Annotated in this window: 15 protein-coding genes; 5 read left to right on the forward strand and 10 right to left on the reverse strand. The window is 65.2% G+C overall.

Going from position 1 to position 16,632, the window contains the following annotated elements; translation table 11 throughout:
- Positions 1-99: 99 nt before the first annotated feature.
- From recF to rpsT, 4 genes are all read right to left on the reverse strand, one after another.
- Positions 100-1,239: a DNA replication/repair protein RecF gene (gene recF / locus DWA33_RS03370; RefSeq protein ID WP_114356684.1), complete on the reverse strand. Its 1,140-nt coding sequence runs from the start codon at positions 1,237-1,239 to the stop codon at positions 100-102.
- 199 nt (positions 1,240-1,438) lie between these two features.
- A complete protein-coding gene (gene dnaN, locus DWA33_RS03375; protein ID WP_114356685.1) occupies positions 1,439-2,557 on the reverse strand; it encodes a DNA polymerase III subunit beta in 1,119 nt (372 codons plus the stop codon).
- A gap of 241 nt (positions 2,558-2,798) precedes the next feature.
- Positions 2,799-4,217 (reverse strand): chromosomal replication initiator protein DnaA, encoded by a 1,419-nt coding sequence (gene dnaA, locus DWA33_RS03380; protein WP_114356686.1) that lies wholly within the window; start codon positions 4,215-4,217, stop codon positions 2,799-2,801.
- Between the two features lie 1,239 nt (positions 4,218-5,456).
- Positions 5,457-5,723 (reverse strand): 30S ribosomal protein S20, encoded by a 267-nt coding sequence (gene rpsT / locus DWA33_RS03385; RefSeq protein WP_114356687.1) that lies wholly within the window; start codon positions 5,721-5,723, stop codon positions 5,457-5,459.
- A 363-nt stretch (positions 5,724-6,086) separates the two neighbouring features.
- Between rpsT and DWA33_RS03390 the strand changes: the two genes are divergently transcribed.
- The 3 genes from DWA33_RS03390 (at position 6,087) to DWA33_RS03400 (ending at position 8,006) form a co-directional block, all read left to right on the forward strand.
- Positions 6,087-6,404 (forward strand): hypothetical protein, encoded by a 318-nt coding sequence (locus DWA33_RS03390; RefSeq protein WP_114356688.1) that lies wholly within the window; start codon positions 6,087-6,089, stop codon positions 6,402-6,404.
- A 156-nt stretch (positions 6,405-6,560) separates the two neighbouring features.
- On the forward strand, positions 6,561-7,223 hold the full coding sequence (gene msrA / locus DWA33_RS03395) for a peptide-methionine (S)-S-oxide reductase MsrA (RefSeq protein WP_114356830.1): 663 nt from the start codon (positions 6,561-6,563) through the stop codon (positions 7,221-7,223).
- A 132-nt stretch (positions 7,224-7,355) separates the two neighbouring features.
- Entirely contained in the window at positions 7,356-8,006 is a 651-nt protein-coding gene (locus tag DWA33_RS03400) for a polysaccharide biosynthesis/export family protein (RefSeq protein ID WP_114356689.1), read from the forward strand.
- A 27-nt stretch (positions 8,007-8,033) separates the two neighbouring features.
- On the opposite strand, the gene DWA33_RS03405 is transcribed toward DWA33_RS03400, so the two are convergent.
- Positions 8,034-8,705, reverse strand: coding sequence for a dienelactone hydrolase family protein (locus DWA33_RS03405; protein WP_114356690.1), 672 nt, complete (start codon positions 8,703-8,705; stop codon positions 8,034-8,036).
- Positions 8,706-8,756: 51 nt separating this feature from the next.
- Complete coding sequence (locus DWA33_RS03410) at positions 8,757-9,119, reverse strand: hypothetical protein (RefSeq protein ID WP_114356691.1); 363 nt, start codon at positions 9,117-9,119, stop codon at positions 8,757-8,759.
- Positions 9,120-9,334: 215 nt separating this feature from the next.
- Here DWA33_RS03410 and DWA33_RS03415 point away from each other — a divergent pair, with 215 nt between their 5' ends.
- Positions 9,335-10,438 (forward strand): HD domain-containing protein, encoded by a 1,104-nt coding sequence (locus tag DWA33_RS03415; protein ID WP_114356831.1) that lies wholly within the window; start codon positions 9,335-9,337, stop codon positions 10,436-10,438.
- A 112-nt stretch (positions 10,439-10,550) separates the two neighbouring features.
- Here DWA33_RS03415 and DWA33_RS03420 read toward each other — a convergent pair whose 3' ends face one another.
- Positions 10,551-12,137 (reverse strand): AMP-binding protein, encoded by a 1,587-nt coding sequence (locus DWA33_RS03420; RefSeq protein ID WP_114356692.1) that lies wholly within the window; start codon positions 12,135-12,137, stop codon positions 10,551-10,553.
- 284 nt (positions 12,138-12,421) lie between these two features.
- On the opposite strand from DWA33_RS03420, the gene DWA33_RS03425 reads away from it, so the two are divergent.
- A complete protein-coding gene (locus DWA33_RS03425) occupies positions 12,422-12,700 on the forward strand; it encodes a DUF3551 domain-containing protein (RefSeq protein ID WP_114356693.1) in 279 nt (92 codons plus the stop codon).
- A 33-nt stretch (positions 12,701-12,733) separates the two neighbouring features.
- On the opposite strand, the gene DWA33_RS03430 is transcribed toward DWA33_RS03425, so the two are convergent.
- From DWA33_RS03430 to DWA33_RS03440, 3 genes are all read right to left on the reverse strand, one after another.
- Positions 12,734-12,961 carry an FmdB family zinc ribbon protein gene (locus DWA33_RS03430; protein ID WP_114356694.1) on the reverse strand — a complete coding sequence of 76 codons (228 nt, stop codon included), beginning with the start codon at positions 12,959-12,961 and terminating at the stop codon, positions 12,734-12,736.
- A gap of 70 nt (positions 12,962-13,031) precedes the next feature.
- Positions 13,032-14,882, reverse strand: a complete 1,851-nt coding sequence (recQ, locus tag DWA33_RS03435; RefSeq protein WP_114356695.1) for a DNA helicase RecQ — start codon at positions 14,880-14,882, stop codon at positions 13,032-13,034.
- A 145-nt stretch (positions 14,883-15,027) separates the two neighbouring features.
- Positions 15,028-16,578: an AMP-binding protein gene (locus DWA33_RS03440; protein ID WP_114356696.1), complete on the reverse strand. Its 1,551-nt coding sequence runs from the start codon at positions 16,576-16,578 to the stop codon at positions 15,028-15,030.
- Positions 16,579-16,632: the final 54 nt, after the last annotated feature.

Consider the following 16,632-nt stretch of genomic DNA (forward strand, 5'->3'; position numbering starts at 1 on the left):
GATATAAGGTTTTTTGTCGTCGACGCAAGGTGCTCCAAGGCCGATTCGGCGTCCGCAGCGCACAGCGGCGAAGCGGCCGCTTGTGCGCGGCTCGAACGCTCATCCGCGCGGCGTGATTCGGCTGTTCTCGACGTCGAAAATCGCCGCCGCCGGCCCGATCTCGGCGAACGCCAAAGGGTCCGCGCCGGTCATCCAGACCTGCGCGCCGAGCTTGCCGAGCTCGGCGAACAGCGCTTTTCGGCGGTCGGGGTCGAGATGCGCCACCACTTCGTCGAGCAGCAGCAGCGGGATGATCGAGGTGGTCTCGGCGACGAGCTGGGCGTGCGCCAACACCAGGCCGATCAGCAGCGCCTTCTGCTCGCCGGTGGAAGCGTCGCGCGCCGGCATCGCCTTGGGCGCATAGACGACTTCGAGATCGGTCAGATGCGGTCCGTTCAGTGTGCGGCCGGCGGCGGCGTCGCGGCCGCGGTTGTCGCGGAGGATGGCACGATAGCGGTCTTCGACAGTGGTGGCCGGTTCGGAGGCCAGGGCATTTTCCATCCATCCGTCCAGCATGATCCTGGCTGATGGGAATGCCGACGTGGCGCCGCGGGCGTCGAGCATCGCGGTGAGCTTGAGTGCAGTCTGGCCGCGCTGCGCCGCGACTGCAATCGCGAGTTCCGCAGTTTCACGCTCGATGGCGTCGAGCCAGTGCGAGTCGGCATTGCGGATGTCTTCCAACAGGCGGTTGCGCGACCGCAGGCTGCGGTCGAGCGCGGAGACCCGGGCCGAATGACCGCTGTCGATCGCCAGTACCAGGCGATCGAAGAACCGCCGCCTCTCGGAGGCAGCGCCCACGAACAGCCCGTCCATTGCCGGTGTCAGCCACACCATGCGCAGATGATCACCGAAGGCGGCGGCAGAGCCGACCGGCTCGCGGTCGATGCGGCAGCGCCGCGCCGTCGCCGTCTCGCCGCGCGGCGGCTCGATCCCGGTGCCGAGAGTCGCCAGCCCGAGCGCACCCTCGACCTCCGCCGACACCGCCCACGAGCCGTCGCCCTCGTGATCTGCGACGTCTTCCAGTCTGGCCCGGCGCAAGCCGCGGCCCGGCGACAGAAAAGAGATCGCCTCCAGGCAGTTGGTCTTGCCGGCCCCGTTCGGCCCGACCAGCACCACCTGGTCGCGCTGCGTCGTCAGCGATGCAGCGCGATAGCTCCGAAAATGCGTCAGCGTCAGGCGTGTGATGCGGGCGGCGATCATGATGAGGGTGTCATTGCCGGGCTTGACCCGGCAATCCAGCGTCCGCGCCAGCGGACAAAATTATCGTCGAGATCCTGCGACGTCTCGCTCGCCGCAACGCTTGGGCCACACGAAGAAGATGGATTGCCGGATCAAGCCCGGCAATGACGAATTCGGCTGCAACCGGGCGATGACGATGGTGCTATTGAAGCGGCTCGTATTACACCCGCATCGGCATCAGCACGTACAGGGCGCTCTTGGAATCGCGGTCCTGGATCAGGGTCGGCGAGCCCGGGTCGGCGAGCTTCAGCACCGCGACTTCGCCTTCGATCTGTGCGGCGATGTCGAGCAGATAGCGGGAATTGAAGCCGATATCGATCGGATCGGAAGCGTATTCGACCTCGAGCTCTTCGGTGGCGCTCCCGGAATCCGGATTGGTCACCGACAGCACCAGCTTTCCGGCCGACAGCGCCAGCTTCACCGCGCGGCCGCGCTCCGAGGAAATCGTCGAGACACGGTCGACCGCGGCCTCGAAGTCCTTCTTGTCGACCAGCAGTTCCTTGTCGTTGTTCTGCGGGATCACCCGGCCGTAGTCCGGAAAGGTGCCGTCGATCAGCTTGGAGGTCAGCACCACGTTGCCGAGCGTGAAGCGGATCTTGCCGGTCGACAGCTCGATGCCGATTTCGGCTTCGGTGTCTTCGATCAGTCGTTGCACTTCGCCCACGGTCTTGCGCGGCACGATCACGCCCGGCATGCCGCCCGCTCCGCTCGGCAGGGCCAGATCGAGCTGCGCCAGGCGGTGTCCGTCGGTGGCGACCGCCCGCAGTGTCGAAGCAGTGGCGGTGCCGGCGGCGTGCAGATAGATGCCGTTGAGATAGTAGCGGGTCTCTTCGGTCGAGATCGCGAACTGGGTGCGATCGATCAGCCGCTTGACGTCAGACGCCGGCAGCCGGAAGGCGTGGCTCATCTCGCCGGCGGCGAGATCCGGGAAATCACTCTCCGGCAGCGTCTGCAGCGTGAACCGTGAGCGGCCGGCGCGGATCGCCAGCACCGATCGGTCGCCGTCGCTCTCCAATACGATCTGCGAACCGTCCGGCAGCTTGCGGACGATGTCGTAGAACATGTGAGCCGGCACCGTCGTCGAGCCGGCTGTCGCGGTTTCGGCCGGCAAGGTTTCGGTGACCTCGAGGTCGAGATCGGTCGCCTTCAGCGCGAGCTGCGCGTTTTCGGCGCGCACCAGCACGTTGCCGAGGATCGGGATGGTGTTGCGGCGCTCGACCACGCGATGCACGTGGCTCAGCGACTTCAACAGTTGCGCGCGTTCGACCGTGACCTTCATTGCAAAACCCGCCTGCTCCGCGCCCGCATCGTGTGATGAAGCTGCCGGATATGATGGAGGGGCCTGGCAGCCGGATGCGGCGCCAAGGCCATTGGCACCCGCTGAGGTCGCCCGGACCCGCGAGGGGTCCGCAGGGTGGCGTGGTTGTGCGATCGGCGCAAGAGCACGGGACCGCCGCCGGCGCAAATTTCCCCGAGATTCGGCTGAAAGTGACGCCGACTGCTGCGGAGTGCCGAAGAGCCTACTCCTGAAGCTGGCGCTTCAGGGATTCGACTTCATCGGACAGTGTGGTGTCCTTGGACACCAGGCCTTCGATCTTGCGCACGGCGTGCAGCACCGTGGTGTGGTCGCGGCCGCCGAACCGCCGACCGATCTCCGGCAGCGAACGCAGCGTCAGCGTCTTGGCCAGATACATCGCGACCTGACGCGGCCGCACCACATTGGCAGTCCGGCGCGACGACAGCAGATCGGAGCGGCTGACATTGTACTGCCGCGCGACGATGCGCTGGATGTCTTCGATCTTGATGCGCTTCGGCTCGGAGGGGCGGATCAGGTCGCGCACCTCGTGCTCGGCCATCTCCAGCGTCACCGGCTGATTGTTCAGCTTGGAATGCGCCAGCAGGCGATTGATCGCGCCTTCGAGATCGCGGCCGTTATGGGTGATGCTGCGGGCGAGATATTCGAGCACCGGCTGCGGCACGTCGAAGCTGGCGTGATGGGCGCGCGCTGCGACCACGCGCGAGCGCAGGATGCCGAGGCGCAGATCTTCGCCGAGCGGCGCCATTTCGACGACGAGACCACCGGCGAGCCGCGAGCGTACCCGCTCGTCGAGGCTTTCCAGATCGGCCGGTGGTCGGTCGGCGGCCACGACCACTTGGCGGCCGGCGTCGATCAGCGCGTTCAGGGTGTGGCAGAACTCGGCCTGGGTGGTCTTGCCCTGCAGGAACTGCAAATCGTCGATCACTAGCACGTCGATGCCGCGCAGCGCTTCCTTGAAGGCGAGCGAGGTCTGCGTCTTCAGCGCCGCGACGAAGCCGTACATGAACTTCTCGGCGGTGAGATACAGCACCTTGCGTTCGGTGCCGGCATTGCCGGCCCAGGTGACGGCCTGCAGCAGATGGGTTTTGCCGAGGCCGACGCCGGAGTGGATGTACAGCGGGTTGAACATCACCGGGTCGCCGCGGCGGCCTTCGGCCACCTGCTTGGCGGCGGCGTGCGCCAGGGTATTGGAACGGCCGACCACGAAGCTGGCGAATGTCAGTCGCGGATCGAGCGGCGAGCCGCCGAGCGCATCGTGATTGGATGTCGCCGGTGCCGCACCATTGCTGCGCTCGGTGGCGGGCCGCGGCTCGTCACGGCGACCATCGGCGGCTGCCGGCATTTCCTTGGCCGGCGTGGAGCATCGCACCGGAGAGCGCACGGTGACGTCGATGCGATTCACCTCCGGCAGTTCGGCCTGCCAACACGACAGCACCTTGTCGGAGTAGTGCGTCTGGATCCAGCTCTTCAGAAATCGGGTCGGGACCGACAGGTGCACGCTTTCGTCTTGAACACTCTCGAGGTCCATCCGCGCAAACCAGCTCGAATACACGTCCTCGCCGACGCTCGAGCGCAAACGGCCTTTCACGCGAGACCAGCGATCCTGTTCCATGTTGGACATTTCAGCAACTTTTCAGTTTCAGAGTTTCGGGCCGTCGCCGCGGCGAAGTCATGAGGACTCACGCCATCGCTGCGACTAGCGAGTTGGTTTCGGCCATGGCTCCGCCATTCGGCTGGATCAGCCGACGTCAGATCTGGACCGACACGAGGTGAAAAGGGTCAGCTCAGCGGAGGACTCGACGGATAGACCGGAGTGTGAGCGCTGCAATGAAAGATCGAAAAGACATGATCGGCGAACGCGAAAAACTCAACCGCAGGATCGGCAGGCTCGAATGATACGTCGGATACGGTGCTCATGAAACCTCCCCCTCTCGTCGCGCTGACGCGCGACCAGACGTCGCCAAAACCAAAAACCCCGTTGCTGCTTTTCCTCAGCCGATCACTGCAAGTTCAGCGGATCGCCGATGTCGCCATTCGCTCAGACGCTACTTCGCTGTGACGAAGGCATCCACATGAATTCGGACAAGGCTTCGCCATCCCCATATTGCTATGAGTTGCAGGTCGACCGTCATTTGGAAAAGCCGCCAACATGCATACCGCCGCCGATCTGCATGTCCGCCCTTGGTTCTCAAACCGCGCTGATCTGAAGAGCCGCGGGCGTCGCGGGTGGACTATGAAAACCACGACGGCTCTTCGGCTGCAATGGATATGATTCCGAGGGGACGGCGCGGATTTCGCCTCGAGCGCCGTCGGAACAGGCAACTAATCGTCTCCGCAGCGACAAGATTTTGAATCTGTGCACAGAATCGAAGTGTGCCGGCGGCGTGACATTTTGGCCGCGCGCCCAAAAGAACTTCATGAATCCTTTACCTTTGACCGTCGGGCGGGCGGCTTTTCCAAACGCTCTCCCGCGCTTTGTCGATAAGTGGTTCGCTCGCCGCGGATTTTCGTGAGCGCTCGGACAGGGTAACCCTTGTCACCAACAAACGCGTAGTTGCACGAGGAAAGGCATTCGGAGAGTCAAGCGAGCGGCGCAAGGGCAACAGTTCCCGCTGTGCCGCAGCGGTTTCTTAAGGCGCGCGTCAAGCCTGATTGACGCTTCCCGGTGAAGTGTTCCGGAACGGGGCAGGTGGTGCCGAAAACGCGTCGCGCGATTCAAATTATGAGCGAGCGCGTACAGCAATCGAGTGAGCAACTACATGCGCCGGCCGTGAAGGTACACCGTGCCTGCGGGCGGTCGCTGAAAAAGAAAATGCCCGGCAAGGCCGGGCATTGAAACCATCCGAGATGATGAAGCGAATTACTGTGCCAGCTTGGCGATGCTGTGCGTCAGGCGCGACACCTTCCGGCTCGCAGCGTTCCGGTGAATGATGTTGCGCTGCGCAGCGCGCATCAGTTCCGGCTCGGCGCGGGCCATCGCCTTCAACGCTGCCTCGCGGTCGCCGTTGGCGATCGCCTCTTCGACGGTCCGGACAGACCCACGCATCTGAGTCCGGCGTGACTTGTTCACCGCGGTGCGCCGGGCGATCTTGCGGGTCGCTTTCTTGGCGGAAGACGTATTGGCCATGGTCTCTCAAATCCTGCAGCGGCCTCTGCTCGAGCGGCCGGGCTGAATGGCGAAGCCGCTTGATCGCGACGCGCCGTGTGTTCCGGATGTTGCTGAAGATGCTCCCGGAGCCGACACGGCCGCAGTCCGCGGCGCCGCCCAAAGAACAGCGGCGGCAGGATCGCCCCCACCGCCATCGGCCGCCTTATAAGGGCAGTACTCGGAGGCGTCAACGGGCACGAGCGCGGGGAGGGCGGCGGCCCGGCAGGCCGGCCGCCCCTCGACCCTCGGGTCAATGTCCAAGTAGCTGGCGAGGTTGAATTTTGTTGCTTTGCCCGGTAAGCCCGCCTGGGGCAGAAGCGAAATCTGATCGGGGTGGTTAAGATGATCCGCGGCTTTTTTCGGCTGATCGGCCTGCTGTTCTTGACCGGAGGGTTCATTTTCCTGGTCTATGACGGCGCCCGATCGGTCGCCGACAACGCGCTGCAGTGGACCAAGCTGGGGGATTTCTGGAACGACGTCCACCAGGCGAGCCAGCAGGCGTTCCGCGACTGGCTGGAACAGACCGCGCCCTGGCTTTGGACCCACGTTGCCAAGTTCGTGCTGGCACAGCCCACCTTTGCGGTGCTGGGCGTGATCGGAGTGGCGCTGATGCTGCTGTTCCGCCCGCGCAAGCCGCTGATCGGGTACGCCCGCGACTGAGGTGTAACAATCTCGTCGCCGCAGCGAAGATACCTATATCCTGAAATTGAGTTGAGAGCCGATTGCACCAGCGTCATGCTGGGTTCCGCTATCGCCAACATGCGTGCGCGCTCGAGCGGCGATCTGCCGTCGTCGGCCGCGCCGGGAGGTTGTTCGATGTTCTTCATGCGCAAATCGACCGCGATGCCGAGTGCCGCCGAGGCGTTGCCGGGGCGGCCGACGCCGATCCCGACGGCGCGGACCCATTTCGTCAACGGCCACCGATTGCAGCCGCCGTTTCCGGAAGGTCTGCAGCAGGCGGTGTTCGGGCTCGGCTGTTTCTGGGGGGCCGAGCGCAAGTTCTGGCAGCTCGGCGACGGCGTGTACTCGACCGCGGTCGGCTACGCCGGCGGCTTCACGCCGAATCCGACCTACGAGGAGGTTTGTTCGGGCCGCACCGGCCACACCGAAGTGGTGCTGGTGGTGTTCGATCCGGCCAAGATCTCCTACGACGAGCTGCTCAAGACGTTCTGGGAGAGCCACGATCCGACCCAGGGGATGCGGCAGGGCAACGACGTCGGCTCGCAATATCGCTCGGCGATCTACAGCTTCGGCGACGATCAGAAGCGCGCAGCGGAGGCGTCGCGCGACACCTATGCCGACGCTTTGAAGGCCAAGGGCTATGGGCCGATCACCACCGAGATCGCGCCGTCAGGCGCCTTCTATTACGCCGAGGACTACCACCAGCAATATCTCGCCAAGAATCCCGGCGGCTATTGCGGGCTTGGCGGCACCGGTGTGTCGTGCCCGGTCGGGGTCGGCGTCGGCGTCACCGCCTGACGATCGCTTCGTCCGCCGCCGGGATGCGGCGGACGATCCTCGCTGCCTTACGAGGATGCGCGCCGAGCCAAAACCGTTTGTTAACCCTAACGGGGCATAAACGAAGCCGTCTCCGTGGCGAGGATGGCTCCAGTGCGTGTCGTAAGCGCGTTTCAAGTATCGATGATCATCGTGGCGACCGCGCTCGCACTCGGCGGCTGCATGCGCCGGCCAGGCCCGGTCGCGATGGTGCAGCCACAGAACAGCCTCGACGCCATTGCCTATGGCGGACGCACGGCGCCGCCGCCGATGGTTGCGGCCTATGCGGCGCCGGGCGGTGCGGAGCCGGCCTATCGGCTCGACGCCGGCGATCGGCTGCGGGTCGTCGTGTACGGTCAGGAAGGCCTGACCAATACCTATTCGATCGACGCGGCGGGCTCGATCACCATGCCGCTGATCGGCGCGGTGCCGGCGCGCGGCCGCACGCCCGCCGGACTGGCCGCCGAGATCACCGCGCGGCTGCGCCGCGGCTTCATCCGCGAACCTTCAGTCGCGGTCGAAGTGGAGTCGTATCGGCCGTTCTTCATCCTCGGCGAGGTCACTGCGCCCGGCCAATACCCCTACGTGCCGCATATGAGCGTGGAAAGCGCCGTGGCGATCGCCGGCGGCTTCACGCCGCGGGCGCAGCGCGATCGGGTGACCGTGACGCATCCGGAAGGGGGCGGCATGGTGCGCGAGGTGGTGCCGCTCGGCACCCCGCTCAGCCCCGGCGACACTGTCTATGTCGGCGAACGCTGGTTCTGACCGGAGGCCGGCTTCGCTTCCCGATCGCTATTTCAGATAGGTGGCGAAGAACGCCAGGCTGCGCTGCCAAGCGAGGTCTGAACTCGGCTTGTCGTAGCTCGCCCGCTCGTCGCAGCCGAAGCCGTGTTGCGCGCCCGGATAGACGAATATCTCGACTTCCGGCCGCTTGGCCCGGATGGTGTCGACGTCGCTGAGCGGAATTCCGGAATCCTTTTCGCCGAAATGCAATTGTGTCGGCACCGCCGGCGTGTCGTCGGCGAAACGGACGATGGCGCCGCCGTAATAGCCCACCGCCCCTTTCAGCCCGTGAAGCTTGGTCGCCGCCGCATAGGCGACGCTGCCGCCGAGGCAAAAACCGATGATGCCGACCGGGCCGATCCCCTGCGCCGCGTCGATCGCCGCCTGGGTGTCGCGCAGCATCGCCGGCCAATCCGGATCGGCGACGAATTTGCGTGCTACGGCGATCTCCTCCGCAGAATAGCCGCTCCGGAAGTTGCGTTCGGTGCGATCGAAGATCGACGGCGCGAGCACAACGTAGCCTACCGCTGCGAGGCGATCGCAGACGTTGCGGATGTGATGGTTGACGCCGAAGATCTCCTGGATCACCACGATCGCGGCCTTCGGCGTGCCTGTGGGATCGACCCGATAGCCGCCGAGTTCGAAGCCGTCGGCAGCCTTCAGCGTGATGTCGTGTCCCACGGGCGATCCTTTGCGAAGAGTGGCAGCGGTTCGGTCGAGCGGATAGCGGCGCTATTGCCACATCCAGTTGCGGCCCCAGTCGCCCTTCCAGCCGGCCAGCCGGCCGTGACGGAACTGCAGATACAGCCGGTCGCGGCGGTCGAAGAAGCCGGTGCCGCCCTCGGTGCGGATCACCAGGAAGATCTCGTCGCCGGGCTTTCCGCTGACATAGTTGAGCGGCATGCCGAGCACGGCCGCCGCCTCGTGGGCATCCATGCCGAACACCAGCGGCGTGGTGTTCGACAGCGTCGCAACAAACGGCGGCGGGGCCGTCACTGCGGGTTGCTGAGCGAAGCACGGTGCGGCCGACAGCAGCACGACCATCACTGCAGTCACGCCGCGCCGCGCCGCCATCGCAGATGATGTCGCTGTCATCGGTCCCCGCTCCGCGTTGGTTTCATTGCAGTCGGGCACGCATCATAACGCTGCCGCGGGCGAGCGCGAGTCCTGGCGTATTCACGGTTTTGACATTGTATCAAATGTGCTTCGCTTCGGTTACGGGGCATTAACAACGCCCATTAATCTCAGGGAACCGATTTCTCGTTAGTGTAAGGACATTACCTGCCCACGGTAGCAATCCGGTGACCTTCATGAATGCACTAGCCCGACAACCAGCGTCCAACCCTGCGACGCGCCGGCGTTTGTTGCTGGCGTCCGATCGTCGCGATCGCAGCGTCGACATTGCGGGCATTCTGTCGAGTGTGGCGGAGGTCGAGACCGTACCGACAGCTCACCTGCCGGACGCGCCGGCGCGCGATCTGTCGGGGATCGTGGTCGACATCAATCTGCGGTCGGCCGACAGCGTGCAACTTGTGCGGCGCAAGCTGCTCGGCGGCGCCTATCAGCCGATGCCGCGGCTGTTCGTGCTCGCCGACGAGTTGCATCACGGTTCGATGCAGGCGTGGGCACTCGGTGCCACCGACACGATCGCCCGCCCGTTCGATCCGCGCGACCTGTTGCAGCGCGTTCGCTCGGCGTTTCCGGATCCTTCCGAAGACACCGCGACGGCCCGCGCCGAAGCGCTCAGCGACGGTGTCACGGCCGCCCACAAGGTGCTGGTCAAGATGTTCGAGCGGCTGCACGGCAAGCCGCTGACGTTTCAGGACGTGATGCAGGCGGAGGGTCCGATCCTGAAGGCGATCAGGCGCTCGTCGCTGCGCGAGTGGCTCGCCACCGTCGGCCGTCATCACGACGAGAGTTACCGACTCTGCCTGTTCGCGACGGGCTTTGCGGTGGCGTTCGCGCAGCATCTCGGCATGCGCGAGGAGGATCAGCGCAGGCTGACCCGTGCGGCTCTGTTGTACGATGTCGGCAAAGCCTATGTGGACGTCTCGGCGCTCGACAACCTCGACAATCTAATCGGCGATACGCTGCGCAAATATCGCGAGCATCCGCGGCTCGGCTACGAGGCGCTGGTCGCCGAAGGAAGCTTCCCGCGCGAGACGCTCGATGTCGTGCTGCACCATCACGAACTGCTCGATGGGTCGGGCTATCCGGACGGGCTGCACGGCGATCAGGTGGCCGACATCGTCCGGATCACCACCATCGTCGACATCTTCGCGTCGCTGGTCGCGCCACGCAAGAACCACACCCCGAAGACACCGCTGCAGGCGTTCATCGCGATGGAGAACATGGGCGACAAGATCGATCAGCGCCTGCTGCAGGCGTTCCGTCCTGTGGCGATGGGCGGCTGATCGGGCTCTGTCAATTCCAGGACGCGCGAAGCGGATCGGAATCGCTGCGTCCCGAACCTCGAGATTCCGGGTTCGCGCCTCGCGGCGCGCCCCGGAATGACGTAAGTGACGATTACTCAGTCAGCATTTTGCGGAGTTCGGCCTTCGCCACTTTCTCCAGCGTGGAGCGCGGCATGTCGTCGACCAAGCGCACTTCGCGCGGTCGCTTGAAGTCGGCGAGCGACGCCGCGCAGGCAGCCGTGATGCGATCGGCGAAATCCGGCGGCGCCGCGGCGACGCCTCCTTGCGGGATCACGAACACCACCGGCACCTCGTCGAGCATCGGGTGCTTCTTGGCCACCACCGCCGCCTCGCGCACGCCCGGCACGGTGATCACCACCTGCTCGATCTCGGAGGCCGCGACGTTCTCGCCGCCGACCTTGAGCATGTCCTTGGCGCGGTCGCCGAACCGGATCGCGCCGTGCTCGAGCAGCGTGACGCGGTCGCCGGTGACGAAGTAACCGAATTCGTCGAAGCTGTCGCGCGTCGCGGATTCGTTGTGGAGATACTCTTTGAACAGCGACAGCCCCGGCACGCCCTTGATCAGCAGATTGCCGGTGTCACCGACCTTGGTCGGGGTGCCGTCGTCGCCGACGATGCGAATTGCGTATTCGGGCGCGGCGCGGCCGATCGACATCGGCGCGTTGGGCTGGTCGGCCTCGGCGATGATGCCGTGGGTGATGGTTTCGGTCATGCCCCACCAGCCGATGGTCTTGATGCCGAACGAGGCGAACACCGGAGGATCCGCCACTGCGGTGCCCCACATCCGGAACCGATGCGCGGCCGGCCGCTCCTGGTCGAGCAGCGCCTTCAGGCAGAAGGCGATCGTCGAGTTCCAGGTGCAGCCGTGCTCGGTTGCGACCATCCAGTAGCGGCTCGCCGAGAATCGCGGCTGTACCACCACGGAGCCGCCGACCCACAGCGTCGACAGCATCGAATAGGCCAGCGCGTTGGTGTGGAACAGCGGCAGATACAGAAGGTGCACATCGTCGGCGCGCAGCGTCTGATGCGCGGCGTTGATCTTGGCGCCCCACAGCGCATTGGCATGGGTCCACAGCACCGCCTTCGGCCGCGACGTGGTGCCCGAGGTGTACTGCACGCTGCACGGTGCCAGCGGATCGGTGGCGCGGCGCGGCCGGTCGGCACTGTCGCCGAACAGGCTGTCGAAGGAATCCGCCTTGGCGGCCGGCTGCGCAGCGATCGCCGCGCCTGGATCGTGTCCGATCACCGCGATCCATTTCAGGTTCTTGCAGTTGGCGGCCACGAGATCGGCATAGGCCGGCTGGGTGATGGCGGCGACCGCGCCGCAATGCGCGGCGAAATACTCGATCTCGGCCGCAGCCGAGCGAGTGTTGGTGGTGACCGCGATCGCACCGAGCTCGGTGCAGGCGAACCAGGCGAGCAGAAATTCGACGCAATTGTCGAGGTGGATCAGAAGGTAGTCGCCCGGCCTGACGCCGCGCTTGACGAGGCCGGCGGCGAGCGCACCGACGCGGTCGTGGAATTCGCCGTAGCTCCAGCTTCGAGACGGGGCGTCGAACGGCGCCCAGATCACGAACGGATGATCGCGCCGCGCTTCGGCATGCAGCTTCAGCAGCCACGGCACATCCATCCCATCGAACGGCGTCACCACACCCGGTGCGTCACCATGCAGCGGCATATTCCCTCCCCTATACGATTCTGTCGGCGCATTCGCGCTGTTGTTGTCGCTTGGCAGGCGGCGGATCTGCCGCTTGCGTCGTGTTGTCGCGATGTTTGCCACTCGGAGGCCGCCTGCGCAATCGACCAGGGCGCGCGGCGCGATGCGTCACGCGCAAGGCTCGAAGACTTCAGCGCGATCGGCTGCGTCGCAACGCCTCAGTGAAGGATTTGTGAATCGATATCCGGAACGTCGCCGCGCTGCACTCGTTCATCCGCATATCGACCACGACAGAGGAGAACGAGATGCGATATTTGGCAATGGCGGCAATCGCGGTCGGCGCGCTGGGCGCGTCGCAACTGATCGACGCTAAGCCGGCGCAGGCGACGGTGAACTATCCGTACTGCATGCAGGGCGCGCTGCAGGGCTATCCTGGTGACTGCAACTACTCGACCTTTGCATCGTGCCGCTACACCGCGAACGGCACTGGTGGCAACTGTGTCGCGAATCCGCGCTACAGCGCATGGGATCGCGGCTACGACAGCTACGGCTATGCGCCGGCCAATGATTATCCGGTCTATTGATCGGTTCGCGGAGACTTAGCAGGAGCGCGGTGACTAAAGGCCGCGCTCCTTGCGGCTGAAGTTCGACAAATGCCCCTCGCGCGCCGCTTGGGCGCGTGCGGCTTTGATCAGACCCTTGCTCTTGCCGGGCGGGGCCGGGCGCGACACCAGCCGCTCCATCCGCCGGCTGCCGCAGGCCGGGCAGGGCGGCTTGTCGTCGAACCCGACCAGCAATTCGCAGTCCTTGTCGCATTGCTTACAATGGAAGCCGTAAAGCGGCATCGCGACACCTCCTGAACTCCGTCAGGAGAGGCTTTGCAGGATCCGGACCAGTTCCTTGCAAAGGCGCCGGCTAGCGCCGCTCCCCGATCACCGCGAGCAACTCGGCCCCGTAGTGCTCAAGCTTCTTGTCGCCAATCCCCGGGATGCCGCGCAGTTCGTCCAGAGTCCGCGGCTTGGCGGCCGCAAGACCGTCGAGGGTGGCATCGTGCAGCACCACATAGGCCGGGACACCGCGTTGGCGCGCTACCCCGGCGCGCCAGGCTTTCAGAGCCGCGAACAACTCCGGATCGCCGCTGGTTTCGCGCGGCGCGCCGCCAGCCAGATCGCCGCGGCGGGATTTCGCTCGCGGCGGACGGCCGGTCTGTTCGCGCAGCATCACCTGGGTTTCGCCCTTGAGCACCGCCCGTGAGGTCTCGGTCAGCTTCAAGGCGCCGAATGCCTCGCTGTCCGGCACCAGATGGCCGAGCGACACCAGTTGGCGGATCACCGCGCGCCATTGTTTCTCGTTGAACTCGCCGCCGATGCCGAAAACCGACAGTTTGTCGTGGCCGAATTGAGCGACGCGATCAGTCAGCCGGCCGAGCAGCACGTCGATCAGGTGCTGGGCGCCGAACCGCTGCCCGGTGCGATAGGCGCAGGACAAAAGCTTCTGCGCCGGCACGGTGCCGTCGATCACCTTCGGCGGGGTGAGGCAGTTGTCGCAATTGCCGCAGCTCTCGTGTTGCGCCGTCTCGCCGAAATAGCCGAGCAGCCGGGTGCGGCGGCAGCCGGTGGATTCGCACAGGCCGACCAGGGCGTCGAGCTTGCCCATCGAGACCCGCTTGAACGCGTCGGAGCCAGAGCTTTCGTCGATCATCCGGCGCTGCTGGACGATGTCGGACAGCCCATAGGCCATCCAGGCATCGGACGGCTTGCCGTCGCGGCCGGCGCGTCCGGTTTCCTGGTAATACGCCTCGATGCTCTTGGGCAGGTCGAGATGGGCGACGAAGCGGACGTCCGGCTTGTCGATCCCCATGCCGAACGCGATGGTAGCGACGATCACGATGCCGTCCTCGTTGAGGAAGCGGTCCTGATTGCGCGCGCGAATGTCGGCCGGTAGCCCGGCGTGATACGGCAGCGCGGTGAGCCCGGACCTGCTCAGCGTCTCGGCGATGTCCTCGACCTTGGCGCGCGACAGGCAATACACCACGCCGGATTGGCCGCGGTGGCGTTCGTCGATGAAGGCTTTGAGCTGGGCCGGTGCGTTCTGCTTGTCGACGATGCTGTAGCGGATGTTCGGCCGGTCGAAGCTCGACACGAAGCACGGCGCATCGGTCAGCGCCAGCCGCTCTGCGATCTCGCGGCGGGTCAGCGCATCGGCGGTCGCGGTCAGCGCGATCCGCGGCACATTCGGAAATTTCTCGGCGATCGCCGAGAGGCCGACATATTCGGGCCGGAAGTCGTGGCCCCATTGCGACACGCAATGCGCCTCGTCGATCGCGAACAGCGCGATCTTCGCCCGCGCCAGCAGGCCGAGGCAGCGCGGCGTCAGCAGCCGCTCCGGCGCGACATAGAGCAGGTCGAGCTCGCCTTTCAGCAGTTGCTGCTCGATCGCATTCGCCTCGTCGTAGGACAATGCCGAATTCAGCGCCGCGGCGCGCACGCCGCTCTCCAGCAGCCCGGCCACTTGGTCGCGCATCAACGCGATCAGCGGCGACACCACCACGCCGCAGCCGTCGCGCAGCAGCGCCGGCAACTGATAGCACAGCGACTTACCGCCGCCGGTCGGCATCAGCACCAGCGCATCGCCGCCATCGGCGACATGCCGCACGATCGCCTCCTGCTGGCCGCGGAACGACGACATGCCGAACACATGGTTCAGCGTCGACAGCATCCGAGCGTCGAGTTCGTCGTCGGTTTCGCGGGGCGCGGTGCGGGTCATCGGAGCGGGCGGGGGAGCGGGGACATGAGGTCCCTATAGCCCATTCTCACCGATTCTGCCCATGAGGCAGCGACTCTCCCCCGGCACAGCGCGCCCCCGCTCCCACAAGCGGGAGAGGCAGTGCGCCGTGCTGCGACGCTCCGCCTCAAACGATTCGACTGTTCTTGTTACCCCAATATTTGTCGCGCAGCAGGCGCTTGTAGAGTTTGCCGGTGGGCAGGCGCGGCATTTCGTCGGTGAAGTCGATCGAGCGCGGTACTTTCTGGCGCGACAGCGATTGGGCGCAGAACGCCAGCAGTTCCTGCTCCAGCTCGGCACCGGCGGCCACACCCTCGACCGGCTGCACCACCGCTTTCACCTCCTCACCGAGATCTTCGTTCGGCACGCCGAACACCGCGGCGTCCGCCACTTTGGGGTGGGTGATCAGGAGGTTCTCGCACTCCTGCGGATAGATGTTCACGCCGCCGGAGATGATCATGAAGGTGGCGCGGTCGGTGAGGTGCAGATAGCCGTCATCGTCGACATAGCCGACGTCGCCGACGGTGCTCATGCTGCCGTCTTGGGATCGGGCTTCCTGGGTCTTCTTCGGGTCGTTGAAATACTCGAACGGCGTCGCGGTCTTGAACCAGATCTGGCCGGGCGTGCCTTTCGGGCACGGCTTCATGCCGTCGTCGAGAATATGCAGGTCGCCGAACATCACCTTGCCGACGGTGCCGCGATGCGCCAGCCATTCGGCGCTGTTGCAGGCGGTGAAGCCGAGGCCTTCGGTGGCGCCGTAATATTCGTGGATGATCGGCCCCCACCATTCGATCATCTGTTCCTTCACCTGCGGCGGGCAGGGCGCCGCGGCATGGATCGCGACCTCCAGGGTGGACAGACCGTAGCGCTTGCGGACCTCCTCGGGCAGCTTCAGCATCCGCGAGAACATCGTCGGCACGAGCTGGCTGTGCGTCACCTTGTACTTCTCGATCAGCGCCAGATACTGCTCCGGATCGAAATGCTCCATGATGACCACGGTGCCGCCCACCCGGATGGTGAGGCCGACCGCCGCCTGCGGCGCCGAGTGATACAGCGGCGCCGGCGACAGGTAGATCATGCCGTCGCGATACTTCCACAGCATGTTGAGGAAGTGGAACAGCGGCAGCGGCTCGGACGGCGGCTGCTCCGGCAGCGGCCGCAGGATGCCCTTCGGCCGGCCGGTGGTGCCGGACGAATACAGCATCGCGGTGCCGAGGCTTTCGTCGGCGATCGGCGTGCCCGGCAGATCCTTGGTCGCTTCGGCGAGCCCGACGATCCGTTCGCTCTCGCCGTCGCCGTCGACGACCACGCACAGCGTGACGTTGGGACATTCCTTCAGGGCCTCGCGGGCGACGTCGAGCTTGGCCTTCGAGGTGATTAGCGCGCGGGATTCGCTGTTGGTCAGGATGTAGGCGAGCTCGGCCGGCGTCAGATAGGAATTGACGCAGGTGTAGTAACAGCCGCTGCGCTCGCCGGCGCCGCACGCCTCGATGTAGCGATTGTTGTTCTCCATGAAGATCGAATAATGGTCGAGCCGCCGCAGGCCATGATTGCGCAGCAGATGCGCCAGACGGTTGCTGCGGGCTTCGAGCTCCGCATAGCTCACGGTCTCGCCGGTCGAGGCCATGATGAAGGCGGGATGGTCGGGACGGGTCTTCGCGAACTGGCCGGGATACATCGTTCTCCTCGTGCTGATGCGTGCCTGAGTTTCTGGTTTTTTGAACGGTTCAGT

Source organism: Rhodopseudomonas pentothenatexigens, from assembly GCF_900218015.1.
In the GTDB taxonomy this organism is placed as follows: domain Bacteria; phylum Pseudomonadota; class Alphaproteobacteria; order Rhizobiales; family Xanthobacteraceae; genus Rhodopseudomonas; species Rhodopseudomonas pentothenatexigens.